The sequence below is a fragment of the Pseudomonas parasichuanensis genome (assembly GCF_021601385.1).
GTDB classification, from domain to species: domain Bacteria; phylum Pseudomonadota; class Gammaproteobacteria; order Pseudomonadales; family Pseudomonadaceae; genus Aquipseudomonas; species Aquipseudomonas parasichuanensis.
Map to the genome: position 1 here is coordinate 1 of NZ_BQHO01000053.1, position 24001 is coordinate 24001.

Annotated in this window: 24 protein-coding genes; 10 read left to right on the forward strand and 14 right to left on the reverse strand. The window is 64.9% G+C overall.

Features of this window, described 5'->3' with window-relative positions; all coding sequences use genetic code 11:
- Positions 1 to 94 precede the first annotated feature (94 nt).
- The 8 genes from L6D77_RS25800 (at position 95) to L6D77_RS25835 (ending at position 8326) form a co-directional block, all read left to right on the forward strand.
- Positions 95 to 859, forward strand: coding sequence for a FadR/GntR family transcriptional regulator (locus L6D77_RS25800; protein WP_232884941.1), 765 nt, complete (start codon positions 95 to 97; stop codon positions 857 to 859).
- A gap of 89 nt (positions 860 to 948) precedes the next feature.
- Positions 949 to 2151, forward strand: a complete 1203-nt coding sequence (locus L6D77_RS25805; protein ID WP_232884942.1) for an ABC transporter substrate-binding protein — start codon at positions 949 to 951, stop codon at positions 2149 to 2151.
- Between the two features lie 65 nt (positions 2152 to 2216).
- Complete coding sequence (locus L6D77_RS25810; RefSeq protein ID WP_232884943.1) at positions 2217 to 3077, forward strand: branched-chain amino acid ABC transporter permease; 861 nt, start codon at positions 2217 to 2219, stop codon at positions 3075 to 3077.
- Between the two features lie 2 nt (positions 3078 to 3079).
- Complete coding sequence (locus tag L6D77_RS25815; protein WP_232884944.1) at positions 3080 to 4099, forward strand: branched-chain amino acid ABC transporter permease; 1020 nt, start codon at positions 3080 to 3082, stop codon at positions 4097 to 4099.
- Positions 4099 to 4851: an ABC transporter ATP-binding protein gene (locus tag L6D77_RS25820; RefSeq protein WP_232884945.1), complete on the forward strand. Its 753-nt coding sequence runs from the start codon at positions 4099 to 4101 to the stop codon at positions 4849 to 4851. The genes L6D77_RS25815 and L6D77_RS25820 overlap by 1 nt, the downstream gene beginning before the upstream one ends.
- Complete coding sequence (locus L6D77_RS25825) at positions 4851 to 5546, forward strand: ABC transporter ATP-binding protein (protein WP_232884946.1); 696 nt, start codon at positions 4851 to 4853, stop codon at positions 5544 to 5546. The genes L6D77_RS25820 and L6D77_RS25825 overlap by 1 nt, the downstream gene beginning before the upstream one ends.
- Positions 5547 to 5637: 91 nt before the next feature.
- Entirely contained in the window at positions 5638 to 6915 is a 1278-nt protein-coding gene (locus tag L6D77_RS25830; protein ID WP_232884947.1) for a Zn-dependent hydrolase, read from the forward strand.
- A gap of 1 nt (position 6916) precedes the next feature.
- Positions 6917 to 8326, forward strand: coding sequence for an amidase (locus L6D77_RS25835; protein WP_232884948.1), 1410 nt, complete (start codon positions 6917 to 6919; stop codon positions 8324 to 8326).
- 146 nt (positions 8327 to 8472) lie between these two features.
- On the opposite strand, the gene thiO is transcribed toward L6D77_RS25835, so the two are convergent.
- The 5 genes from thiO to L6D77_RS27360 are packed head-to-tail and all read right to left on the reverse strand — an operon-like array spanning position 8473 to position 11491.
- Positions 8473 to 9570 carry a glycine oxidase ThiO gene (gene thiO, locus L6D77_RS25840; protein WP_232884949.1) on the reverse strand — a complete coding sequence of 366 codons (1098 nt, stop codon included), beginning with the start codon at positions 9568 to 9570 and terminating at the stop codon, positions 8473 to 8475.
- 53 nt (positions 9571 to 9623) lie between these two features.
- The gene (locus L6D77_RS25845; RefSeq protein WP_232884950.1) at positions 9624 to 10022 is read right to left on the reverse strand and encodes a type IV pilin protein; all 399 of its coding nucleotides are present in this window, start codon (positions 10020 to 10022) and stop codon (positions 9624 to 9626) included.
- A gap of 1 nt (position 10023) precedes the next feature.
- Positions 10024 to 10494 (reverse strand): hypothetical protein, encoded by a 471-nt coding sequence (locus tag L6D77_RS25850; protein ID WP_232884951.1) that lies wholly within the window; start codon positions 10492 to 10494, stop codon positions 10024 to 10026.
- Positions 10494 to 11138, reverse strand: coding sequence for a PilW family protein (locus L6D77_RS25855; protein ID WP_232884952.1), 645 nt, complete (start codon positions 11136 to 11138; stop codon positions 10494 to 10496). The genes L6D77_RS25850 and L6D77_RS25855 overlap by 1 nt, the downstream gene beginning before the upstream one ends.
- A complete protein-coding gene (locus L6D77_RS27360) occupies positions 11135 to 11491 on the reverse strand; it encodes a type IV pilus modification PilV family protein (protein ID WP_373870642.1) in 357 nt (118 codons plus the stop codon). Before L6D77_RS27360 ends, L6D77_RS25855 begins: the two co-directional genes overlap by 4 nt.
- A gap of 109 nt (positions 11492 to 11600) precedes the next feature.
- On the opposite strand from L6D77_RS27360, the gene L6D77_RS25865 reads away from it, so the two are divergent.
- Positions 11601 to 12083, forward strand: a complete 483-nt coding sequence (locus L6D77_RS25865) for a GspH/FimT family pseudopilin (RefSeq protein ID WP_232884953.1) — start codon at positions 11601 to 11603, stop codon at positions 12081 to 12083.
- On the opposite strand, the gene ispH is transcribed toward L6D77_RS25865, so the two are convergent.
- From ispH to murJ, 6 genes are all read right to left on the reverse strand, one after another.
- On the reverse strand, positions 12084 to 13031 hold the full coding sequence (ispH, locus tag L6D77_RS25870; RefSeq protein ID WP_232884954.1) for a 4-hydroxy-3-methylbut-2-enyl diphosphate reductase: 948 nt from the start codon (positions 13029 to 13031) through the stop codon (positions 12084 to 12086).
- 14 nt (positions 13032 to 13045) lie between these two features.
- Positions 13046 to 13483, reverse strand: a complete 438-nt coding sequence (locus L6D77_RS25875) for an FKBP-type peptidyl-prolyl cis-trans isomerase (RefSeq protein ID WP_232884955.1) — start codon at positions 13481 to 13483, stop codon at positions 13046 to 13048.
- Positions 13476 to 13988 carry a signal peptidase II gene (lspA, locus tag L6D77_RS25880; RefSeq protein ID WP_232884956.1) on the reverse strand — a complete coding sequence of 171 codons (513 nt, stop codon included), beginning with the start codon at positions 13986 to 13988 and terminating at the stop codon, positions 13476 to 13478. The genes L6D77_RS25875 and lspA overlap by 8 nt, the downstream gene beginning before the upstream one ends.
- Positions 13981 to 16812 (reverse strand): isoleucine--tRNA ligase, encoded by a 2832-nt coding sequence (ileS, locus tag L6D77_RS25885; RefSeq protein WP_232884957.1) that lies wholly within the window; start codon positions 16810 to 16812, stop codon positions 13981 to 13983. The genes lspA and ileS overlap by 8 nt, the downstream gene beginning before the upstream one ends.
- A complete protein-coding gene (gene ribF / locus L6D77_RS25890; RefSeq protein ID WP_232884958.1) occupies positions 16809 to 17759 on the reverse strand; it encodes a bifunctional riboflavin kinase/FAD synthetase in 951 nt (316 codons plus the stop codon). The genes ileS and ribF overlap by 4 nt, the downstream gene beginning before the upstream one ends.
- 117 nt (positions 17760 to 17876) lie before the next feature.
- Positions 17877 to 19415, reverse strand: coding sequence for a murein biosynthesis integral membrane protein MurJ (murJ, locus tag L6D77_RS25895; protein WP_232884959.1), 1539 nt, complete (start codon positions 19413 to 19415; stop codon positions 17877 to 17879).
- A 251-nt stretch (positions 19416 to 19666) separates the two neighbouring features.
- On the opposite strand from murJ, the gene rpsT reads away from it, so the two are divergent.
- On the forward strand, positions 19667 to 19945 hold the full coding sequence (rpsT, locus tag L6D77_RS25900) for a 30S ribosomal protein S20 (protein ID WP_003247625.1): 279 nt from the start codon (positions 19667 to 19669) through the stop codon (positions 19943 to 19945).
- 229 nt (positions 19946 to 20174) lie between these two features.
- Here the strand turns inward: rpsT and L6D77_RS25905 are convergent, their stop codons facing one another.
- The 3 genes from L6D77_RS25905 to L6D77_RS25915 are packed head-to-tail and all read right to left on the reverse strand — an operon-like array spanning position 20175 to position 23737.
- Positions 20175 to 22475 (reverse strand): PqiB family protein, encoded by a 2301-nt coding sequence (locus tag L6D77_RS25905; protein ID WP_232884960.1) that lies wholly within the window; start codon positions 22473 to 22475, stop codon positions 20175 to 20177.
- Entirely contained in the window at positions 22468 to 23091 is a 624-nt protein-coding gene (locus tag L6D77_RS25910) for a paraquat-inducible protein A (RefSeq protein ID WP_232884961.1), read from the reverse strand. Before L6D77_RS25910 ends, L6D77_RS25905 begins: the two co-directional genes overlap by 8 nt.
- The gene (locus L6D77_RS25915; protein ID WP_232884962.1) at positions 23078 to 23737 is read right to left on the reverse strand and encodes a paraquat-inducible protein A; all 660 of its coding nucleotides are present in this window, start codon (positions 23735 to 23737) and stop codon (positions 23078 to 23080) included. Before L6D77_RS25915 ends, L6D77_RS25910 begins: the two co-directional genes overlap by 14 nt.
- Positions 23738 to 24001 lie beyond the last annotated feature (264 nt).

The following is a 24001-nucleotide window of genomic DNA, read 5'->3' on the forward strand; positions in this document are numbered from 1 at the left end:
ACTATTTACGACCCCCTCCCCCACGCCAGCATTGACCCGCCCGCGTAAAATTCGCTAAATCCTATTTATCCGCATAAATATGAAAAATAGCGAAATGCTCAAGCCCAAACGCAAACGCCAGAAGCTCTCCGACGTGATCGTCGAGTCGGTCAAGCGCTCGATCGTCACAGAAGCCCTGCACCCTGGCGACCGCCTGCCCACCGAGCGTGAACTGATGGAGCATTTCGAATGCTCCAAGGGCACGGCCCGCGAGGCGCTCAAGGCGCTGGAGGTCGAAGGCCTGGTCAGCACCCGCACCGGCCCCACCGGTGGCGCCTACCTCAATGAGGTGGGCACCGAGCCCGCCAGCCGCGCGCTGCGCAACTACCTGCACTTCCAGCACCTGGATGGCGAACAGGTGTACCAGCTGCGCAAGGTCATCGAGGTGGAGCTGGCGGTGTCGGTGATGGATCAGCTGAGCCCTGCCGACTACGCCGCACTGCAGGCCAACATCGATTTTTGCAGCACCCCTGAAGACAGCGAGCACGGCCAGCGCGAGCAACGCCTGGCGGAGCTTGAGTTCCACACCCTGCTGGCGCACCGCTGCCCCAACCCGCTGCTGCGCTTCATGGCGGTGTTCCTCAACGACCTGCTGCGCGACCTGGTGGTGCTGAAAAAAGCCTACCTGCCCAAGCGCCAGCAGTTCGCCGCCGCCAACATCGACTACCACAAGCAACTGCTGCTGGCCCTGAAGGCCAGCGATGAAGCCGCAGTACGCCGGCTGATGCACGAGCACATGTGCGATGCCGAGCACCACATGACCGCGCTCGAAGGCGAGGTCGCCCGCCACTTCCTGCTGGAGTTCGAACACAACCACTGATCCGCCTGCACAGAGGCCTGCGCACAGGCCCGGCCGCACCGCTTTGTCATTGCCACTCCTGCCTAATAACCACAACCAAGGAGTTACCCATGCAAAGACGTACCCTGCTCAAGGCAGGCCTTGCCCTGGGTGCCTTAGGGAGCCTCCCCCTCGGAGCGCACCGGGCATTCGCCGACGAACCGCTGACCTTCTACGGGCTCAAGTCCATGTCTGGCGCCTTCGCCAGCTACGGCAAGTACGCCGACATGGGCTCGCGACTGGCCATTGCCGAGCACCCGCAACTGCTGGGCCGACCGCTCAAGTACAAGGTCATCGATACCGAAGGCAATGCCGGCAAGGCAGTGCGCAAGGTGCAGGAAGCCATCGGCCAGGATGGCGCACGGTTCTTCCAGGGCTGCACGCTGTCGTCATCGGCGCTGGCGGTGTCGAAGGAGATCCACAAGGCCGGTGGGGTGTTCATGACCCCGGTCGGGGCCGACGAGATCACCGGCAAGGATTGCAACGCCTCGACCTTTCGCTGGTCGGTGCCCACCTACGGCGCCATCCGCGAGACCCTGATCCCGATGATCCGCCAACTGCCCCAGGCCAAGCGCTGGTACACCATTACCCCGCAATACGTGTTCGGCGACGCGCTGCTGGACAACGCGCGCAAGGTGTTCGCCGAGTTCGGCGTGGAACACATCGGCAACAGCTACCACTCGCTGCAGGAGCAGGAATTCTCTGGCTACCTGACCAACGCCATCGCCGCCAAGCCCGACGTGCTGGTGCTGCTGAACTTCGGCAGCCAGTCGTCCAACGCCCTGCGCCAGGCGGTGAACTTCGGCATCAAGGAACGCATGAAGGTGCTGCTGGTGTGGTCGGCCGGGCTCGACCAGTTCCAGGAGTTGGGCAGCGACGTGCTCGAAGGTGTTTACCTGGGCGCGCAGTATTGGCACCAGGTCGATACGCCCCTGAACAAGCAGCTGGTGGCGGCCACGCAGAAGGGCTATGGCATCAACCCCAACTACCCGCTGGCGGCCGACTACATCGGCACCAAGGTGATGCTCGATGCCATCGTCAAGGCCGGCAGCCTCGACGGCGCGGCCGTGGCCAAGGCCCTGCAGGGCATGCAGTTCCAGGGCCCGACCGGCGATGAGCTGATCCGCCTGGGCGACCACCAGGTGCTCAAGGACTACTACCTGCTGCGCGGCAAGCCCCAGGGGCAGATGCGCGACGAGGACGACCTGGCCGAAGTCATCAGCTCGGGCCGCTCGTTCGTCGACGTCGATCACACCGGTTGCGCCCTGGCCTGAAGCTGCGGCGCTAGTCAAACACACGCGTACAGACAGGCGCCGCGCGCACTGTCGAGGGCACACTCATGCTCGATTTGTACCTGTTCCAACTGCTCAACGGCCTGGGCCTGGGGATGATCTACTTCCTCATCGCCGTGGGCCTGACGATCATTTTCGGCCTGCTCAACTTCGTCAACTTCGCCCACGGCGCGTTCTTCCTGCTGGGTGCCTACCTGTGCTACACCGCCGTGGCCATCACCGGCAACTTCTGGCTGGCGCTGCTGATCGCGCCCCTGGTGGTGGCGGCGCTGGCCTGGGCGGTCGAGCGCCTGCTGATCAAGCGCATCTACCACCTGCCGCACACCTTCCAGATCCTCGTCACCCTGGGGATAGCGCTGATCATCCAGGAAGCCTCGGTGCTGATCTGGGGCCCGGTGGGCAAAAGCATTGCCGTGCCACCCGAGCTGCGCGGGGTGTTGATCGTCGGTGACTTCATCTACCCCTACTACCGCCTGTTCCTGATCGGTTTCGCCGCGCTGATCGGCCTGGGCCTGTGGCTGTTGCTCGAGCGCACCCGTTTCGGCGCCCTGGTGCGCGCCGGCAGCGAAAGCACCGAAACCGTGTCGCTGCTGGGCACCAACATCTTCCGCCTGTTCTCGCTGACCTTCGCCCTGGGCGTGGGCCTGGCCGGCGTGGCCGGGGTGCTATTCGCCCCGCTGCGTGGCGCCCAGCCGTTCGTCGGCCCGGAAATCCTTGGCATTGCCTTCGTGGTGGTGGTGATCGGTGGCATGGGTTCGTTCGGCGGCGCCCTGGTGGGCGGGCTGCTGGTGGGTGTGGTGCAAAGCATGATGACCAGCCTCTGGCCGCAAGGCGCCAGCCTGATGATCTACGGCGCCATGGCGGCGGTGATCCTGGTCCGCCCCTACGGCCTGTTCGGGAGAGCATGACGATGAGCGAAAAGAATCCATTGCCCGTGGCCAAGGGCCGCGCCCCTGCCCTGCTGTTGCTGGTGATCGCCAGCCTGGTGGCGCTGCCGCTGATCCTGCCGTCGGCCACCCTGGCCACCGAGATCCTGATCTTTGCCCTGGCGGCGCTGGCCTGCAACCTGCTGCTGGGCTACACCGGCCTGTTGTCGTTCGGCCAGGGCATCTTCTTTGGCGTGGGCGCCTATGGCGCGGCGCTGCTGATGATCCACCTGAAATGGGGAATGTTCGCCGCGCTGCTGGGCGCCGCCGTGTTCGGCGCCTGCCTGGCGTTGCTGGTGGGTGCCCTGGCAATCCGCCGCAAGGGCATCTACTTCGTCATGCTGACCCTGGCCTTCAGCCAGATGGCGTACTTCCTGGCCTACACCTTGAGCGGCTGGACCGGTGGTGACAACGGTTTGCTCGATGTACCCCGGCCCAATATCGAGATCGCCGGCCACGTACTGGTGGACTTGAGCGACCCGCGGCACTTCTATGTGTTCGTCGCGGTGCTGTTCCTGCTGATCTTCGCCGGCGCCCTGCGGGTGATCCGCTCGCCGTTCGGCAGCACCCTGCTGGCGATCCGCGAGAACGAGACCCGCGCCGCCGCCATCGGCTACGACACCCGCCACTTCAAGATCCTGGTGTTCATGCTGTCCGGCGCCATCACCGGCATCGCCGGGGCGCTGTACGCGATGCTGCTGCACTTCGCGCCGCTGTCGAACATCGACCTGATGATGAGCGAGAACATCCTGATCATGACCATCGTCGGCGGCACCGGCTCGCTGTTCGGCTCGTTGCTCGGTGCCGGCGCCATCGTGGTACTGGGCGATGTGCTGTCGGAGCTGTGGCCACGCTGGCTGATGCTGCTGGGGGCAATCCTGATCCTGGTGGTGGTGTTCATGCGTGGCGGGCTGTGGGGCGGCCTGGCCGAGTTGGCCAAGCGCATCAAGCCCTCGCGCGCCAGCGACGTGAAGGCCCCGGCCAAGACCAAGGAGACCCTGTGATGAGCGACTACCTCCTGGAAACCCGCCACCTGGAGCTGGCCTACGGGCCATTCCATGCGGTCGATGGCGTCGACCTGAAAGTGCGCGCCGGCACCATCCACACCGTGATCGGCCCCAACGGCGCCGGCAAGACCAGCCTGTTCCACTGCCTGACCGGCGAACGCCAGGCCACCGCCGGCAAGATCCTGTTCAACGGCCAGGACATCATCCGCAAGCCGAGCCACGGCCGGGTAGCGCTGGGCATGGCGCGCTCGTTCCAGCTCACCAGCCTGTTCCAGAACCTCTCTGTACGGGAAAACCTGCGCCTGGCCGCGCAAGGCCGCGACGGCCTGGGGGCCCTGAACTTCTGGCGCAGCGTGGAGCACAAGCGCAGCCACTGGGACACTGCCGACCAGGTGCTGGAACGCCTGAAGCTCACGGGCCGTGCCGAAACCCTGGCTGGCGAGCTGTCCCACGGCCAGCAACGGGTGCTGGAGGTGGGCATGTCGATCTGCGCCAAGCCGACCCTGCTGATGCTCGACGAGCCCACTTCGGGCATGGGCATCGACGATATCCCGGTGATGACCGCGCTGATCAGCGACCTGGGCCGCGACCACACCGTACTGCTGATCGAACACAACATGAGCATCGTCATGTCGATCAGCCAGACCATCACCGTCATGAGCCACGGCCAGATCCTGGTCGAGGGCACCCCGCAACAGGTGCGCAACGACGAACGCGTGCGCACCGCCTACCTTGGAGAGGCCGCCTGATGCTCAACGTCGATTCGATCCACTCCTACTACGACAAGAGCCACGTGCTCGAAGGGGTTTCGCTCAAGGTCGAGGCCGGCGAACTGGTGACCCTGCTCGGGCGCAACGGCGCCGGCAAGACCACCACCTTGCGCAGCATCCTCGGCATCGTTCGCCCGCGCCAGGGGCAGATCAGCTTCAACGGCCAGTCACTGGTGGGCCGCGAGATCTTCGACATCGCCCGCCAGGGTATCGCGTTGGTGCCGGAGCACCGCGGGATCTTCCGCCAGCTCAGTGTCGAGGAAAACCTCAACATTGCCGTGCGCAAGAACAGCCGCTGGCAGCTGGAAGACGTCTACGCGATGTTCCCCCGGCTCAAGGAGCGCCGACGCAACGGTGGCTTCGCCCTGTCCGGCGGTGAGCAGCAGATGCTGGCCATCGCCCGCGCGCTGCTCAACGACCCCAAGCTGCTGATCCTCGACGAGCCCACCGAAGGCCTGGCACCGGTGATCGTCGACGAACTGGTGAAGATCCTGCGGCGGATCAAGGACGAAGGCCTGTCGATCTTGCTGGTGGAGCAGAACCTGATGGTCTGCGATGCGCTGGCCGACCGTCACTACGTGCTTGAACAAGGCCGGGTGGCTTACCAGGGCAGCGCCGCGCAGTTCCGTGACGACCCGAGCATCAAGAACCGCTACCTGGCCCTGAGTGCCTGATCCGAACCTGTGTTTCTGTACTGGCCTCTTCGCAGGTAAACCCGCGAACTGGCCCGCACCAGCACCCCATCTGCTTCAGGAGAGACGCCCCATGAACACCCGCATCGATCCCTCGCAGCACCTGCTCGGCCAGCGCGCACTGGTCAACCGCGAGCGCCTCTGGCAATCGCTGATGGACCTGGCCCGGCTCGGCGCCACGGCCAAGGGCGGCGTGTGCCGCCTGGCCCTGACCGACCTCGACCGCCAGGCCCGCGACCTGTTCGTGCAGTGGTGCGAGGCGGCCGGCTGCACGGTCAGCGTCGACGCCATCGGCAACATCTTCGCCCGCCGCCCGGGGCGCAACCCGGCATTGGCACCGGTGATGACCGGCAGCCACATCGATACCCAACCCACCGGCGGCAAGTTCGACGGCTGCTACGGGGTGATGGCCGGGCTTGAGGTGATCCGTACCCTCAACGACCTGCAGCTGACCACCGAAGCACCGCTGGAAGTGGTGGTGTGGACCAACGAGGAAGGCTCACGCTTCCCGCCGTGCATGATGGGCTCGGGGGTGTTCGCCGGTAAGTTCGGCCTGCAGGAGACCCTGGACAAGCGCGACGACCAGGGCCTGCGGGTGGGTGATGAACTCGCCCGTATCGGCTATGCCGGCCCCCGCGTACCCACCGGCCACCCTGTCGGCGCCTACTTCGAGGCGCATATCGAGCAAGGCCCGGTGCTGGAAGACCAGCGCACCACCATCGGCGTGGTCCAGGGGTGCCTGGGGCAGAAGTGGTTCGACCTGGTGCTGACCGGGGTCGAGGCCCACGCCGGCCCCACGCCGATGCACCTGCGCAAGGATGCCCTGGTCGGCGCAGCCGAAGTGGTGGCGGCGGTCAACCGCGTGGCCCATGCCCACCAGCCTCACGCTTGCGGCACGGTGGGCTGCCTGACGCTGCACCCAGGCTCGCGCAATGTCATCCCGGGCCAGGTGCACATGACCCTCGACCTGCGCCACCTCGACCCCGGCCACTTGGCTGCCATGGTCGCCGAAGTGCGCGAGGCCATCGCGGCCAGTGTCGCCAGGCATGGGTTGAGTTTTGAACTGACCCCGACCGCCGACTTCCCGCCGCTGTATTTCGCCGAACAGTGCGTCGACGCGGTGCGCCAGGGCGCGCGTGAACTGGGCCTGAGCCATATGGATATCGTCAGTGGCGCCGGCCACGACGCGATCTTCCTCGCCGAGCTGGGCCCGGCGGGGATGATCTTCGTGCCGTGCGAAGGCGGCATCAGCCACAACGAAATCGAAAATGCCGCGCCACAGGACCTGGCCGATGGCTGCGACGTGCTGTTGCGCGCGATGTTCCAGGCCGCCAACCAGGGAGCCCATTGAGATGACCGGCAAAACCCATATCGGTGAATTCACTGCCGTCGAACTGCTCGACTTGTATCAACGCCGGGCGCTGTCGCCGGTGGAGGTGGTCGACGATGTGCTGGCCCGCATCGACCGGCACAACCCCGCGGTCAATGCCTATTGCCATGTCGACGGCGAAGGTGCCCGCGCCGCCGCGCGCGCCAGCGAACAACGCTGGCAGCGCGGCGAGCCGTGTGGCCGCCTGGATGGCGTGCCGGCCTCGATCAAGGACCTGACCCTGACCCGTGGCATGCCGACCCGCAAAGGCTCGCGTACCTCGGCGGCTGCCGGCCCGTGGGACATCGATGCGCCCTTTACCGCGTTCATGCGTGACGCCGGCGCGGTGCTGGTAGGCAAGACCACCACGCCGGAGTTCGGCTGGAAGGGGGTGACCGATAACCCGCTCTACGGCATCACCCGCAACCCTTGGGACACGCGCCTGACCGCGGGCGGTTCGTCCGGTGGCGCGGCGGCAGCGGCGGCACTGAACCTGGGCGTGTTGCACCAGGGCAGTGACGCGGGCGGCTCGATCCGGATCCCTTGCGCGTTCACCGGCACCTTCGGCATCAAGCCCACCTTCGGCTATGTGCCGCAGTGGCCGGCCAGTGCCATGACCGTGCTGTCGCACCTGGGGCCGATGACCCGCACGGTCGACGATGCGGTACTGATGCTCGACTGCGTGGCCCGGCCCGATGCCCGCGACGGTTTGGCCGGGGCGCCACGGCAAGCGCCATGGCTGGGTGGCGAGCAGGACCTGAGCGGGCTGCGTATCGCCTACAGTGCCGACTTTGGCTATGTGAAAGTCGACCCGCAGGTCCAGGCGCTGGTGGCGCAGGCGGTGCAGCGCCTGGCACGCCTGGGTGCGCAGGTTGAGGAAGTCGACCCCGGTTTCAGCGCCCCCCTGGAAACCTTCAACAGCCTTTGGTTTGCCGGGGCTGCGCGGCTGACCAGCAGCTTCAGCGATGAACAACGCGGGCTGCTCGACCCGGGCCTGCGCTGGATCGCCGAGCAAGGTGCGCGGATCAGCCTGAGCGAATACACCCAGGCGCTGGAGGCCAGGGCCGAGCTGATCGCACGGATGAACGCCTTCCATCAGCGCTATGACGTGCTGCTGTCACCGATGCTGCCGTTGGTGGCGTTCGAGGCGGGGCATAACGTGCCGCCAGGCTCGGGCATGGCACAGTGGATGGAGTGGACGCCGTTCAGCTACCCCTTCAACCTCACCCAGCAGCCGGCGGCGTCGGTGCCCTGCGGGTTTACCCGCGAGGGCTTGCCGGTGGGATTGCAGGTGGTGGCAGGCAGGTTTGCCGATGAGCAGGTGCTGCGGGTGTGCAAGGTATACGAGCAGCATTACCCGAGCCGGCATTTGCAGGCGCCCGTTGTGGGTTGAGTGCTGAATCCACGCGTTTGCACGACGGGTGTAGGAGCGGCCTTGTGCCGCGAAAGGGCCGCGAAGCGGCCCCAGGATCTCGCTTGCTGGGCCCGCTTTGCGCGCCTTTCGCGGCACAAGGCCGCTCCTACAGGGGGCCGCCAGGCTTAGCCCAGGCGCCCCGCCGGTGCATACGGCGCCGGGTCGATGATTGGCGCGCGCCCCAGCAGCAGATCGCTGAACAGCTGGCACGATGCCGGCGCCAGCACCAGGCCGTTGCGGTAGTGCCCGCAGTTCAACCACAGCCCCTGATGCCCCGGCACCGCGCCGATGAACGGGATGCCTTCCGGCGAACCCGGGCGCAAGCCGGCCCAGTGCCCGACCACCGTGGCATCCGCCAATGCAGGCAGCAACTCGATGGCCGAGGCCTTGAGGCTGGCCAGCGCTTCGGCGGTGGGGGTCTTGTCGTAGCCTTCGTGCTCCAGGGTACTGCCCACCAGGATGTGCCCGTCACGGCGCGGGATCGCGTAGCGCCCCTTGGCCAGGACCATGCTCGGCAGAAAATCTTCGGCACACTTGAACAGGATCATCTGGCCCTTGACCGGCTCCACCGGCAGTTCCAGGCCCAGGGTCTGCAGCAGGTCGCCGCTCCAGGCACCGGCGCTGAGCACCACGTCATCGGCGGCCAGTACACCGTCGTTGGTCTGCACACCGACGATGCGCCCGCCTTCCCGGGCAAAACCGGTGACCTGGCAATGTTCGCGCAGGGTGACGTTGGGCAGCGCCAGCAGCGCGGCCTTGAGCGACTTGACCAGGCGCGGGTTGCGCACGTTGGCCACGCCGGCCATGTAGATGGCGTGCCGGTAGCCCGGGCCCAGCACCGGCACCGCCTCGTAGGCCGCCGAGATATCCACCGCGCTCAGTGGGCGCTGTTCGCGCGCAGCCCACGCCAGGGCCTCGGCCTCGTCGTCCAGGTCCAGCCAGTACAGCCCGGTGGTGTGCACCTCGGGATCGACGCCGGTACTGTTGAACAGGCGCTCGCCCAGCTGTGGATAAAAATCCTGCGACCAGTGCGCCAGCGCGGTCACCGCCGTGCTGTAGCGCCAGGGGTACAGCGGCGAGACGATACCGCCGCCCGCCCAGGACGACTCGCGGCCAACCTCGCCCTGGTCACACAGCACCACCCGGTCGACCTCGGCCGCCAGGTTGAACGCCGTCAGCAGGCCGATGACGCCACCGCCGACAATCACTACTTGCTTGCTCATCGTTCGATCCAACACCTGAAGTAATTCCACGGTGCCACGGCACCTTCTGATCGTCAGCTTCCCCAGCACAGCTCAGGGCTGTCGCTAGCCCCTGGGTTGCTGCGCACACCTGCCTGGTCGAGCTGGAAGTCGCCACAGCTGTCGTGCGCCATCATCCCGCTGGGCAGGCGCGTGGCCAGCAGCGTGAAGCTGTCAGCGTCGCGGCGGGCCTGCAGTTGGTAGTTGCGGTTACCCGCTGGCAATGGCGTCACCAGCTGATCGTTGTCGGCATAGCCGCCGACGCGGGTGTGGTGGCGCGCAAGGCGCAGGGCCGCATCCTGCAGCAGGCCGACCACTTCAGTGCGCGCGGCGCGCCGCAGCGGGTCGCTGTAGTTGGGGTAGGCAATGGCCGCCAGCATGCCGATCAGCGCCACGACAATCAATAACTCAATCAGGCTCAGGCCTCGCTGCATGTCAGTCGTCCTCCAGGCGCTGGCGCCAGCTGATGCGCCGTACCACGGCCGCATCAGCCAGCGCATACACCGCTTCCAGTACCCGGCGGCCGTGCACTTGCTGGCCGATGGCCGTTACCCTGACCAGCGTCACCTGTGCGTCTGCCGGTAGGCCGGCGGCCCGATTGCTCTGGCCAAGGTTCTGCAAAAACACAAAGCCGCTGTCGGTGGCTTGCCATGGCGGGGCGGGTTCGTCGCCGGGAAGACCCGGCGGCAGGCATGCCGAACACGGCTCGGGCAAGTGTGTCGAGAGCAACGCCGCCCCCTCGATCAGGCTGGCCTCTGCCTGCTCGAAAGCGCGCGCTCCCGCCAGTTGCTCACTGAGCAGCCGCTGCTGCACCAGTGCGTCACGCAGCCCTTGGGCCGCCAGCAGGCCGAGCAACAGGCTCAGGCCCAGGGCCAGCAACAGCACCACACCCTGTTGCCGCTTCATCACCCCTGCCTCGGGTTGCGCAGCGCCACGCTCAACTGGTGATGGTGCTCGAGCTGGTGCTGGCGGTCGAACAGCGTCAGGCGAATATCCAGCCGCTCACCCTCCTCCACTTCGACAAGGTTCACCTCGAACGCCCGCACATTGTCGATCAGGTTGGCATTCTGGACATTGGTGAGGAGTTGGAGGCTGCCTTTGTGCAACCGGTAGGTCAGCCGGCGAATGGGCAAGGCCAGCACAGTATTGCCGGCGACATGCTGATGGGCCACCACCTCGGCCTCGCTGCGGCAGTCGCTGAGCACCGTCCAGTCGGCCCGGCCGACCAGCCCGGGCAGCTCGGCGCCCACCAGGGTCAGGCTGCCAGGCGTGAGGGTGATCGGCGTGGCGAACGCCTCGGCGGCGCCGGCAGCCTTGAAGTCAGCCGCATTCAGGCGCAGGCAACCGAACATGCCGGCCATGCGGATATCGTCGGCCAAGCGCTGCAATACCAGCCGGGCATCATCCTGAAGGCGGGCGGTCGCCCCTTGCAGGCGCCAAGCCTGGTAGGCCGAGCCGAACAGTTGACTCGCCGCCGCCAGCACCATCACGCCAAGTGCCAGCGCCAGCAGTGCCTCGATCAGGCCGAAACCTGCAGGCCGCCGTTTCATGGCTGTACCCGGCCGTTGAGTTCAAGCACCTGCCGCTGATCGCCCATGGGCCACGACACCTCAAGCATTAGCCAATCAGCCGCGACGTTGGCTCGCGCCTCGGCCTGCCCGCCCAACACGGCCGCCACCTGCCCCCGCCACGCCGCTGTGTCGACCGCCGACAGCGAACCCCGCGCCCTGGCGCGCTCCAGCATGCCTTGCAGCAGTTGCAACGCCTGCCCTTCACGCCAGGCGCTGTCGCTGGCGTGCAGGCCGCGAACCTGTATGGCTGCCGCCATGAACACGCCCAGCGCCAGCACGGTCATGGCCACCAGCACTTCCAACAATGTCATGCCACCTTCCCTGCTCCACATCGCCACCCCTCCTGGGATCTTTCCTCGCCTGCTGCCTGAAGCCACCGACTGGTGCTCACCTGAGCCGTTGGCGAAGCTTCAGCGAAGCACGTCCAGGGGGGAATGCACGGTGAGGCAACAGGGTGTAACACTGCTGCAAATGATGTCTGCACTGGCCGTTGCGGGCCTTCTGACACAGCTTGGGGTTTCGTCTTACGGCAAGCTCAGCGATGAGCTGGGTCAGGCCGCTACAGCCCGTGAGCTGGCACAGGCACTGCGTGACGCGCGCAACCAGGCGCTGCTCCGTCAGCGGGCGGTAGTGGTGCAGCCGATGGAGGAAGACTGGGGCAAGGGCTGGCGCGTTTTGCTGGAGCACAACGGCCTGCTGCTGCGCGAACATCGCCTGGCAAAGCCAGCCAGGATCGTCGCGAGTTCAGCCAGGGCAGTCAGGTTCAGCGGGCGGGGAGCGCCGCTGGGGGATGGCTTCGGGGGGATAACCTTGACCCTTTGCCGACGGGGTGGCGCGGGAGGCGAGCAGCGGGTGGTGCTGAGCCCCAGCGGCCGGGTCAGCCTGCGCGGCGGCGGCGACGGCCGCCGCTGCGCAGGCGACTGATCAGATCAGCGAGCGGACCCGCAGCTCTTTGGGCATGGAGAAGGTGATGTTCTCCTCGCGCCCATCGAGCTCTTCGGCGCCGGTCGCGCCCCAGGCCTTGAGCTGCTCGATCACGCCACGCACCAGCACTTCGGGGGCCGAAGCACCGGCGGTGATGCCGATCCGCTGGGCACCGTCGAACCAGCCGCGTTGCAGGTCCTCGGCACCGTCGATCAGGTAGGCCGGGGTGCTCATGCGCTCGGCCAGCTCACGCAGGCGGTTGGAGTTGGAGCTGTTGGGGCTGCCGACCACCAGCACCACGTCGCACTCGTCGGCCAGTTGCTTGACGGCGTCCTGGCGGTTCTGGGTGGCGTAGCAGATGTCGTCCTTGCGCGGCCCACCGATGCTCGGGAAGCGCGCGCGCAGCGCGTCGATGACCCGGCTGGTGTCATCCATCGACAGGGTGGTCTGGGTGACGAAGGCCAGGTGCTCGGGGTTGCGCACCTGCAGCGCGGCGACGTCCTTCTCGTCTTCGACGAGGTAGATGGCGCCGCCATTGCTGGCGTCGTATTGCCCCATGGTGCCCTCGACCTCCGGGTGCCCGGCATGGCCGATCAGGATGCATTCACGGCCGTCGCGGCTGTACTTGGCGACTTCGATATGCACCTTGGTCACCAGTGGGCAGGTGGCGTCGAACACTTTCAGGCCACGGCCGGCGGCTTCCTGGCGTACCGCTTGCGATACACCGTGGGCGCTGAAGATGACGATGACGTCGTCCGGTACCTGGTCCAGCTCTTCGACGAACACCGCGCCACGGCTGCGCAGGTCTTCAACGACGAACTTGTTGTGCACCACTTCGTGGCGCACGTAGATCGGCGGGCCGAAGACTTCCAGGGCGCGGTTGACGATCTCGATCGCCCGGTCGACCCCCGCGCAGAAGCCGCGCGGGTTGGCGAGTTTGATTTGCATGCTCGGCTCCAGGCTCACAGGGCCTTCACGTCGAGGATCTGCACCTCGAAGTTGAGGGTCTTGCCAGCCAGTGGATGGTTGAAGTCGATGGTCACCTGGTTGTCGTCGAAGGCTTTGACCACGCCCGGCAGCTCGGTGTTGGCGGCGTCGTTGAAGATCACCAGCAGCCCGTCGGACAGCTCCATGCCTTCGAACTGCGAGCGCGGCATCACCTGCACGTTCTGCGGGTTGTGCTGGCCGAAGGCCTGCTCCGGGGCGATGCTCAGCTTGCGCTGGTCACCGGCCTTGAAGCCGAACAGGGCACTTTCGAAGCCTGGCAGCAGGTTGCCGTCGCCGACCTTGAAAGTAGCCGGGGCCTTGTCGAAGGTGCTGTCGACGGTGTCGCCGTTTTCCAGGTGCAGGGCGAAGTGCAGGGTCACTTCGGTGTTCTGGCCAATACGTGTCTCAGTCATGGACAGGCTCCTCGGACTTCTTGCTCTTGAACATATCCAGCGCCAGCATCACCGCACCCACGGTGATGGCGCTGTCGGCCACGTTGAAGGCCGGGAAGTAATGGGTGTTGCGCCAGTGCACCAGGATGAAGTCGACCACATGGCCAAGCACCACGCGGTCGTACAGGTTGCCCAGCGCGCCGCCCAGCACCAGGGCCAGGGCCACGGCCAGCCAGGTCTCGTTGCGCCCCAGGCGCTTGAGCCAGACCACCAGCACGGCACTGACCACCACGGCGATCACGGCGAACAACCAGCGCTGCCAGCCGGAGCTGTCGGCCAGGAAGCTGAAGGCCGCGCCGGTGTTGTAGGCCAGGGTCCAGCTGAAGTAGTCGGGGATGACCACGATCTGCTGGTACAGGCTCAACGCCCCTTCGAAGTAGACCTTGGTGGCCTGGTCGACGACCAGTACCACCAGGCTCAGCCAGAGCCAGGCAAGGCGCCCGAAGCGCCCAGCTGCGTTAGGCATAGTGGCGCACCTCACCTTCACCGCTCAGGTTGTCGACGCAACGGGCGCAGATTTCCGGGTGCTCCGGGTGGCTGCCGACGTCGGCGCGGAAGTGCCAGCAACGGCCGCACTTGGCGTGGCCGGACTTGACGATCTTCAGCTTGAGGCCTTCGACTTCGGTTGTCACGGCATCGGCCGGGGCCTGGACGAACGGCACCACGCTGGCGGCAGAGGTGATCAGCACGAAGCGCAGCTCGTCGCCGAGCTTGTTCAGGTCGGCGGTCAGGCCGTCTTCGGCGAACAGGGTGACTTCGGCTTGCAGGTTGCCGCCGATGACCTTGGCGCTGCGCTGGTTCTCCAGCTCTTTGTTGACGGCTGCCTTGACGGCCATCACGCGGTCCCAGTAGGCGCGGTCCAGCTCGGCGTCGGCCGGCAGTTCGCTCAGGCCCTGGTACCAGCCGTTGAGCATCACCGACTCGTTACGCTCGCCTGGCAGGTACTGCCAGATTTCGTCGGCGGTGAACGCCAGGATCGGCGCGATCCAGCGCACCAGCGCCTCGCTGATGTGGTACAGCGCGGTCTGGCAGGAACGGCGGGCGACACTGTTGGCGCCGGTGGTGTACTGGCGGTCCTTGATGATGTCGAGGTAGAAGCCGCCCAGCTCCTGCACGCAGAAGTTGTGGATCTTCGAGTAGACGTTCCAGAAGCGGTATTCGCCGTAGTGCTCTTCCAGCTCGCGTTGCAGCAGCAGGGTACGGTCCACCGCCCAGCGGTCCAGCGCCAGCATGTCTTCGGCCGGCAGCAGGTCGCGGGCCGGGTCGAAGCCGGACAGGTTGGAGAGCAGGAAGCGCGCGGTGTTGCGGATACGGCGATAGGCGTCGGCGCTGCGCTGCAGGATCTGCTCGGAAACCGCCATTTCACCGGAGTAGTCGGTGGCCGACACCCACAGGCGCAGGATGTCGGCACCCAGGGTGTTGTTGACCTTTTCCGGCTCGATGGTGTTGCCCAGCGACTTGGACATCTTGCGGCCGTTCTCGTCCACGGTGAAGCCGTGGGTCAGCAGCTCGCGGTACGGCGCGTGGTTGTCGATGGCGCAACCGGTCAGCAACGAGGAGTGGAACCAGCCGCGGTGCTGGTCGGAGCCTTCCAGGTAGAGGTCGGCGCGCGGGCCGGTGGCGTGGCCGATGTCGTGCGAACCACGCAGCACGTGCCAGTGGGTGGTGCCGGAGTCGAACCACACGTCGAGGGTGTCGGTGATCTTGTCGTACTGGCCAGCTTCGTCACCGAGCAGTTCGGCGGCGTCCATCTTGAACCAGGCTTCGATGCCTTCTTGCTCGACGCGCTTGGCCACTTCTTCCATCAGTTCGACGGTGCGCGGGTGCAGCTCGCCGGTTTGCTTGTCGAGGAAGAACGGGATCGGTACGCCCCAGTTGCGCTGACGCGAGATGCACCAGTCCGGGCGGTTGGCGATCATCGAGTGCAGGCGCGCCTGGCCCCAGGCCGGGACGAACTTGGTGTCTTCGATGGCCTTGAGCGCGCGCTCGCGCAGCGGCTCGCCAGTGGACGGCTGCTTGTCCATGCCCACAAACCACTGCGCGGTGGCGCGGTAGATCAGCGGGGTCTTGTGGCGCCAGCAGTGCATGTAGCTGTGGCTGATGGTTTCGGTGTGCATCAGCGCACCGACTTCGCTCAGCTTGTCGACAATGGCCGGGTTGGCCTTCCAGATAAACTGGCCGCCGAAGAACGGCAGCGATTCGACGTACACGCCGTTGCTCTGCACCGGGGTGAGAATGTCGTCGTTGACCATGCCGTAGCGCTTGCAAGTAACGAAGTCGTCTTCACCGTAGGCGGGCGAGGAATGCACCACGCCGGTGCCGGCACCCAGCTCGACGTAGTCGGCCAGGTAGATCGGCGACAGGCGGTCGTAGAAGGGGTGGCGGAAGTTGATCAGCTCCAGCGCCGAACCCTGGGCGGTGGCGATGACCGAACCTTCGAGGTTGTAGCGCTTGAGGCACGACTCGACCAGCTCTTCGGCCAGCACCAGCAGGCGCTCACCGGTGTCGACCAGGGCGTACTTGAACTCCGGGTGGATGTTCAGTGCCTGGTTGGCCGGGATGGTCCACGGGGTTGTGGTCCAGATCACGATGGCGGCCGGCTTGGCCAGCGAGGCCAGGCCGAAGGCGGCGGCCAGCTTGGCGTCGTCGGCGACCGGGAAGGCCACGTCGATGGTCTGGGATTTCTTGTCGGCGTATTCGACTTCGGCTTCGGCCAGGGCCGAACCGCAATCGAAGCACCAGTTCACAGGCTTGAGGCCCTTGAACACGAAGCCTTGCTTGACCATCTCGGCCAGGGCGCGGATTTCACCGGCCTCGTTGGCGAAGTTCATGGTCTTGTAGGGGTTGTCCCAGTCACCCAGCACGCCCAGGCGGATGAACTCGGTCTTCTGCCCTTCGATCTGCTCGGCGGCGTACTCGCGGCACAGCTCGCGGGTGCGGTCGGCGGTCAGGTGCTTGCCGTGGGTCACTTCGACCTTGTGCTCGATCGGCAGGCCGTGGCAGTCCCAACCCGGTACGTAGGGCGCGTCGAAGCCCGACAGGGTTTTCGAGCGGACGATCATGTCCTTGAGAATCTTGTTCAGCGCATGACCGATATGGATCTTGCCGTTGGCATAGGGCGGGCCGTCGTGCAGGACGAACTTCGGACGATCCTTGCCAATTTCGCGCAGCTTCTGGTACAGGCCAATGCTGTCCCAGCGCTGCAGAATCTGCGGTTCGCGCTGAGGCAGGCCGGCCTTCATCGGGAAGGCGGTGTCCGGAAGGTTTAGCGTGGCTTTGTAGTCGGTCATTTCAGGCTCTTCGTTAGCGGTTGAGCGTGCCAGTGGGCACGTGCGGCGGCGATGTCCGCGTCGATCGCCGACTTCAGCGCCTCCAGGGAGGCGAAACGCTGCTCTTCACGCAGCTTGTGGTGGAACTCCACCGTCAGACGCCGGCCGTAGAGGTCACCGGCGTAGTCCAGAAGATGAATCTCCAGGTGGGGACGCCCGTCACCGGCGACGGTGGGGCGTACTCCGATGTTGCCGACACCCGGCCACTGCTGGCCGTCGATCTCGATGCTGGCCAGGTAGACCCCGGACAGCGGCACGCGGCGGCGCTTGAGCTGGATGTTGGCGGTGGGCGTGCCGAGCTGGCGGGCCAGTTTCTGGCCGTGCAGCACGCGCCCGGTAATGCGGTAAGGGCGGCCCAGCAGGTGCGCGGCCAGTTCGAAGTTGCCTTCGCCCAGGGCCTTGCGCACTTCGGTGCTGCTGACCCGCAGGCCGTCCTGGATCACGGTGTTGGCCGCTTCGACGGTAAAGCCGTAGCGCACGCCTGCATCGACCAGGAAATCGAAGTCGCCGGCACGGTCGCAGCCGAAGCGGAAGTCGTCACCCACTTCGAGGTGGCGTACGCCCAGGCCATCGACCAGGATCGCCTTGACGAATTCATCGGCACTGAGCTTGCTCAGGCGCTGGTTGAAGGCCAGGCACAACACCCGGTCGATGCCTTCGGCGGCCAGCAGCTCGACCTTGTCACGCAGGCGCGCCAGGCGGGCCGGGGCGGTGTCGGGGGCGAAGTACTCGCGCGGCTGCGGCTCGAAGATCACCACGCAGGTGGGCAGGCCGAGTGCCTGGCCGCGCTCGCGCAGGCGCGCGAGGATCGCCTGGTGACCCCGGTGGACCCCGTCGAAGTTGCCAATGGTGGCGACACAGCCCCGGTGCTCGGGGCGCAGGTTGTGAAGACCTCGAACCAGCTGCATAACGCGCTTCTTGCTCATAAAGTGGCCGATTATAACCACACCCGGGCGCGGACGACAGGCAGCAGCGCCACCCGGGTGTGTGGAATGTGAAAAACCGACGCCTGACCCTTTTGCGCCTCAGTGCAGCGCTTTGCGAGCGAAATGCCGCGGGCGGAAACCGCACAGGTACAGGCAACCGAAGTATGTAACCACACCCGCCGCGATCAGGCCGCCCAGGCGCAGGAAGCGCGCCAGCATATCGCCCTGCGCCCAGGCCGGCAGGTAGTGCATGCCCAATAGCAGCACGCCCGACATCAGCCCCACCGCCAACAGCAGCTTGAGCAGGAACAGCAGCCAGCCGGGTTGTGGTGTGTACAGCTGCTGGCTGCGCAGCTTCCAGTACAGCAAGCCGGCATTGAGGCAGGCCCCGAGGCTGATCGCCAGGGCCAGCCCGGCATGGGCCAGCGGGCCGACCAGCGCCAGGTTGAGCAACTGGGTGCAGACCAGGGTGAATACCGCGATCTTCACCGGTGTGCGGATATTCTGCTGCGCATAGAAGCCAGGGGCCAGCACCTTGACCAGGATGATCGCCAGCAGGCCCACCGAATAGGCGACCAGCGCACGCTGGGTCATGGCCGCATCGAAGGCGGTGAACTTGCCGTACTGGAACAGCGCCACGGTCAGCGGTTCGGCAAGAATCGCCAGGGCCAGGGTGCACGGCAGCACCAGCAGGAAGCACAGGCGCAGGCCCCAGTCGAGAATCCGCGAGTACTCTTCACGGTCCTTGTTGGCGTAGGTCTTGGCCAGGGTCGGCAGCAGGATGGTGCCCAGGGCCACGCCCAGCACCCCCGAGGGCAGCTCCATCAGGCGGTCGGCGTAATACATCCACGACACGGAGCCTGCCACCAGGAAGGAGGCGAAAATGGTGTTGATGATCAGCGAGATCTGGCTGACCGACACACCGAGGATGGCCGGCAGCATCTGCTTGAGCACCCGCCACACGCCGGCGTCGCGCAGGTTCAGGCGTGGCAGGACGAGCATGCCGATTTTCTTCAGCGCCGGCAGTTGATACAGCAGTTGCGCCAGGCCACCGGCCAGCACGCCCCAGCCCAAGGCCATGATCGGCGGGTCGAAATACGGGGTGAGCAGCACGGCGAAAGCGATCATCGCCACGTTGAGCAGGGTCGGGGTGAAGGCCGGAACGCTGAAGCGGTTCCAGGTATTGAGGATGGCACCCGCCAACGACGACAGCGAGATCAGCAATATATAAGGAAAGGTCACCCGCAGCAGCGAGGTGGTCAGCTCGTATTTTTCGGCATTGTCGACAAACCCCGGCGCCGTGGCCCAGACCACCCAGGGCGCGGCAAGAATGCCGACGACGGTCACCAAGGCCAGCACCAGGGTCAGCAGGCCGCTGACATAGGCAATGAAGGTACGGGTGGCTTCCTCGCCCTGTTGGGTCTTGTATTCGGCCAAAATCGGCACGAACGCTTGCGAAAATGCGCCCTCGGCAAAAATACGCCGCAGCAGGTTAGGCAGCTTGAAGGCGATGAAGAAGGCGTCGGTGGCCACGCCAGCACCGAAAATACGCGCCAGGATGGTGTCGCGCACGAAGCCGAGCACCCGGGAAATCATGGTGATGGAGCTGACCGCAGCCAGGGATTTGAGCAGGTTCATCGAAAAGATTCACGCCAGAGGACGGAGGACGCTGCCAGTTGGCATCCGAATGTGCGATACTCCCGCGCCTTCGCAGGGGAGCCAAAAATTCCCGAGTTTACAGGTCGCGTAGCAGAAAGGAATCCTTCCTGCCTGTTGACCCACCACTCGGCGGAACCTTGCAGGTGGCCTTGACATCCGTTCGACTCGTCGGCATGATTCGCGGCCTATTTTGTTTGCTATTTACCTAAAGTCTTTCGAGGAGCTCGACGGTGGCCAACACACCTTCCGCCAAGAAACGTGCAAAACAGGCTGAGAAGCGTCGCAGCCACAACGCCAGCCTGCGTTCCATGGTTCGCACCTACATCAAGAATGTAGTCAAAGCCATTGACGCAAAAGACGCCGAAAAAGCGCAAGCCGCTTACGTTCTGGCTGTGCCTGTAATCGACCGTATGGCCGACAAAGGCATCATCCACAAGAACAAAGCTGCTCGCCACAAAGGCCGTCTGAATGGCCACATCAAGGCGCTGAAAGAAGCTGCAGCTGCCTAAGCGACGTTCTTGTCGAAAAAACCGACCCTAGGGTCGGTTTTTTTATGCCTGTGATTCTGTCACATGGATTACCTGCTACCTGTAGGAGCGGCCTAGTGCCGCGAAAGGGCCGCATAGCAGCCCTGGCGATGTTGATTAATACCAAGACCCCAGGGCCTCTACGCCCCCTTTTCGCGGCGCAAGGCCGTTCCTACGGAGACAGGGCCGCATTGCGGCCCCTACCCTTTCATCACTTGCCGATCTGCAGCTTCGGCGCCCACTGCAGCCAGGCTTCTTCCGGCTTGTCGAACAAAGCGAAGGTCTGCTGCGGCCGCGCCGGGTTGCCCATCTGTTCGCCATCCGGCGTGGCAAAGGCAATGCCGCCGTCGATCAAGGTCTCCAGCGACTCGGTACGTACCGTGGCGCCTTTGAACAGGCCCCAGTCGAAACCGAACCCACTGCTGTTCCAGAAGCGGCTGCCACCGCGTACCAGGCCTGCGTAACGCGGCTCGATCAGGATGTGGATAAGTACCCGGTCGGCAGTCTGGCCCAGTTCGAAGCCGACCACCTTGCCCACCGTGACTTCACGGTAGGTGACCGGCACGCCGGGCTTGATCGAGCCACGGCGTGGTGCGCTCAGGGTGAGCGGCAGGCCGACCTCCTCACCTTTCAACTCCGGTGCATCGGCCAAGGCGATGAAATCACGCTGCGGCCCCTTGTCCTTGAGTGCCGGCAGCACTTCCAGATACTGCCCACCCACCAAGGTATCGAGGTTCTCGGTGCGCACCAGGCCCAGGGCCGGCTTGACCACCCAGAACTGTGTCCCCACCCGCGCGATGCGATCGGCGGCCTGGGTGATGCGCGCCCTGAGCAGCACGCCCTGCAGGTCGCTGGTCAGGTCGACGCTCTCGACACTGCCCACGTCCAGCCCGCGGAAGCGGATCGAAGTACCAGGCTTAAGCCCGTCGGCGCGTTCCACGCGAATGGTGACCAGGGTACCGGCCCGGTTGGCGGCCTCCTGGCTCTCATGCAGGCGGAAACGCGGGATACGGCGCTTGAGCGGTACATCAGGTTTTGGTGTATCGAAGGAAATGCCACCCGCCATGAGGGTCTGTAGCGACTCGCTCTTGACCTGAATCCCCGACAGGCCGCCGGTCAGCGTGATGCCGCTGGCATTCCAGAAGCGCGTGGAGCCGTTGACCAGGTTGGCGTATTCCTTCTCGATGTGTACGCCGATCAGGATGCGTTTGCTGTTGCGGGCGAACTGATAGCTCTGCACGCTGCCCACGCGCACCTGGCGATACATGACCGGGCTGCCCACCTCCAGCGAGCCGAGGGTTTCGGCGAACAGCACCATGTGCAGGCCAGGGGCCTTGAGATCAAGCGGCGGCGCCTTGGGCCGCGCCTCGAACTCACGCAGGGGCTTGGCACCAGGCTCACCTGGGCGAACCGCGATGTAGTTACCCTTGACCAGCGCTTCGAGGCCGGTGATACCGGCGAGCGAGATGGAAGGCTTGACCACCCAGAACTGGGTGCCTTCGACCAGGTAATCCTCAGCCAGCGGGTCCAGGGTCAATTCGGCCATTGCACTGGAGAGGTCGCCTTCGATCTTCAGATCCTTCAGCGAGCCTACCTGGATACCTTTGTACAGCACCGGGGTGCGGCCCTTCTGCAGGCCCTCGAAGTCACTGAGCTTGACCTTCACCCGGATACCCGCCTGAGCGGCATCGAAGTCCTCGTACAGACGGAACGGCAGGCTCGGGTCAGTGGGCGGGCTGTCCTGGCGATTTTCGGGCGTGGCAAAGGCAATACCGCCGGCGACGATGCTCGACAGCGACTCGGTGCGCACTTTCACACCGGACAGGTCGGCATCGATACTGACGCCACTGGCGTTCCAGAAACGCGTGTGCTTGCGCACCAGGCTGGCATAGGCGGGCGCGATGAAGACTTTGATTTCAACGGTGCCCTGGTCTTCGGAAAGGCGATAGCTTTTCACCCGGCCTACCTGGATCTGCTTGTAGAACACCGGGCTGTCACGGTTGAGCGAACCCAGGCGCTCGGCCTTGAGGGTCAGGTGCAAACCGGGCTCGGCATCGGATAACGGCGGGGCCTCCTTGAGCGCGGTGAAGCGCTTGGTCGGTTCGCCCTCCCCTGGTTCCACGGCGATGTAGTTGCCTGAGACCAGCGTTTCAAGGCCGGAGATCCCTGCCAGGCTGACGCTGGGCTTTACCAGCCAGAAGCGCGTGCCCTTGGTCAGATGCGGCCCGGCCGCCTTGTTCATCTCGATCGTGGCAATCACGCCCCGGTTGTCGCCTTGGTTATCCAGCACAAGGCCCGTCACCTTGCCAATCGACATGCCCTTGAAGATCACCTCGGTCTTGTTGGCGACGATGCCCTCGCCGGTTTCGAAGCGCACCTGGATTTCGATACCGGCGTCACGGTAGGCCTGCCAGGCCAGCCAGCCGCCAATCGCCAGCGCGATCAGCGGCAGGATCCAGATGGCCGACCAGTTGGAAGCAGGGCGGGTTTTAGCCGTAGGCAAGTCACTCATGGTCGTCATCCGACTCCGTGTTGTCCCAGATCAGTCGGGGATCGAAAGTTAAGGCTGCGAGCATCGTCAGGATCACCACGCTGGCGAAGGCGACGGCGCCCAGGTTGGCTTCGACACTGGCAATGCGGCCAAAATTCACCACCGCCACCAGGATGGCGATGACAAAGATATCCAGCATGGACCAGCGCCCGATGAACTCGATGAAGCGGTACATCAGAATGCGCTGGCGCGCCGACAGCGGCTGGTGGCGCTGCACCGAGTACAGCAGCAGGGCAATGCCCACCAGCTTGAAGGTGGGCACCAGGATGCTGGCGATGAACACCACGGCGGCGATCGGCAACATCCCGTGCTTGAGCAGGGTAATGACCCCCGACATGATGGTGTCGGGGCTGCCCTGCCCCAGTGCGCTGACCGTCATGATCGGCAACACGTTGGCAGGGATATAGAGCACCATCGCAGTGATCAGCAGCGCCCAGGTGCGCACGATGCTGTTAGGCCGCCGTTCATGGACGATGGCCCCGCAACGGGTGCACGTTTGCGACGCGGTATCTGCCTCGCGGCGGTTGAGCTCATGGCATTCACCGCAGACCAGAATGCCTGCATCAATCGCCCGCATGGACATCCTCCCCGGACAAGGCTACCCAGATCTGGTGCGGCGACATCACCACTTCCAGCCACACCTGGACCAGCAACAGGCTGATGAAGCAGAACAGGCCGAGGCCGATACTCAGCTCAGCCAGGTCGACCAGTTTGACGATGGCAACCAGCACGCCCATGAAGTACACCTCGAGCATGCCCCACTCGCGCAAGTGGTGATAAATACGATAGATCAGCAAACCGTAACTGCGACCGACGTCAAAACGGATGCTCAGCAGTACCAGCAACTGGCACAACAGCTTGAGCAGCGGGATGGCCATGCTGCACAGGAACACCACCACGGCGACGCCGCGCATGCCGGAGTTGTACAAGCCGAGCACACCGCTCCAGACGGTATCGTCAGAGGTTTGCCCAAGCAGATGCAGCTGCATGATCGGCAGGAAGTTGGCAGGCACATAAAGCAGCAAGGCGGTCAGGACCAGTGCCAGGCTGCGAGCAACGACGTTATGCCGGTGGGCATAAAGCTCGTAGCCACAACGTGGGCAATGGGCCTTCTCGTCGTTTTGCAGCGTCGTCTTGCGCATCAGCAGGTCGCACTCGTGGCAGGCTACGAGTTCGTCCAAGGGCAACTGTGCGAGCGCTTGCGTATCGACAGGGTTGGGCATATGAGGGTTCTGAATGGATGCGTCGGCTCTATTCTAGTGTTCTGACTCGAATTGTGGGAGACGACTATTGTGAGGGACTGTATACCAGCGCCCGCAGGCGCTGCAGTAGGCCAGCGCTCGGGAGATGACTTCGCCTGAGCGGAAAAGACAAAACCCCTACCTGCATGCGCAGATAGGGGTTTTGCGAAATGAATCTTGACGATGACCTACTCTCACATGGGGAAACCCCACACTACCATCGGCGATGCATCGTTTCACTACTGA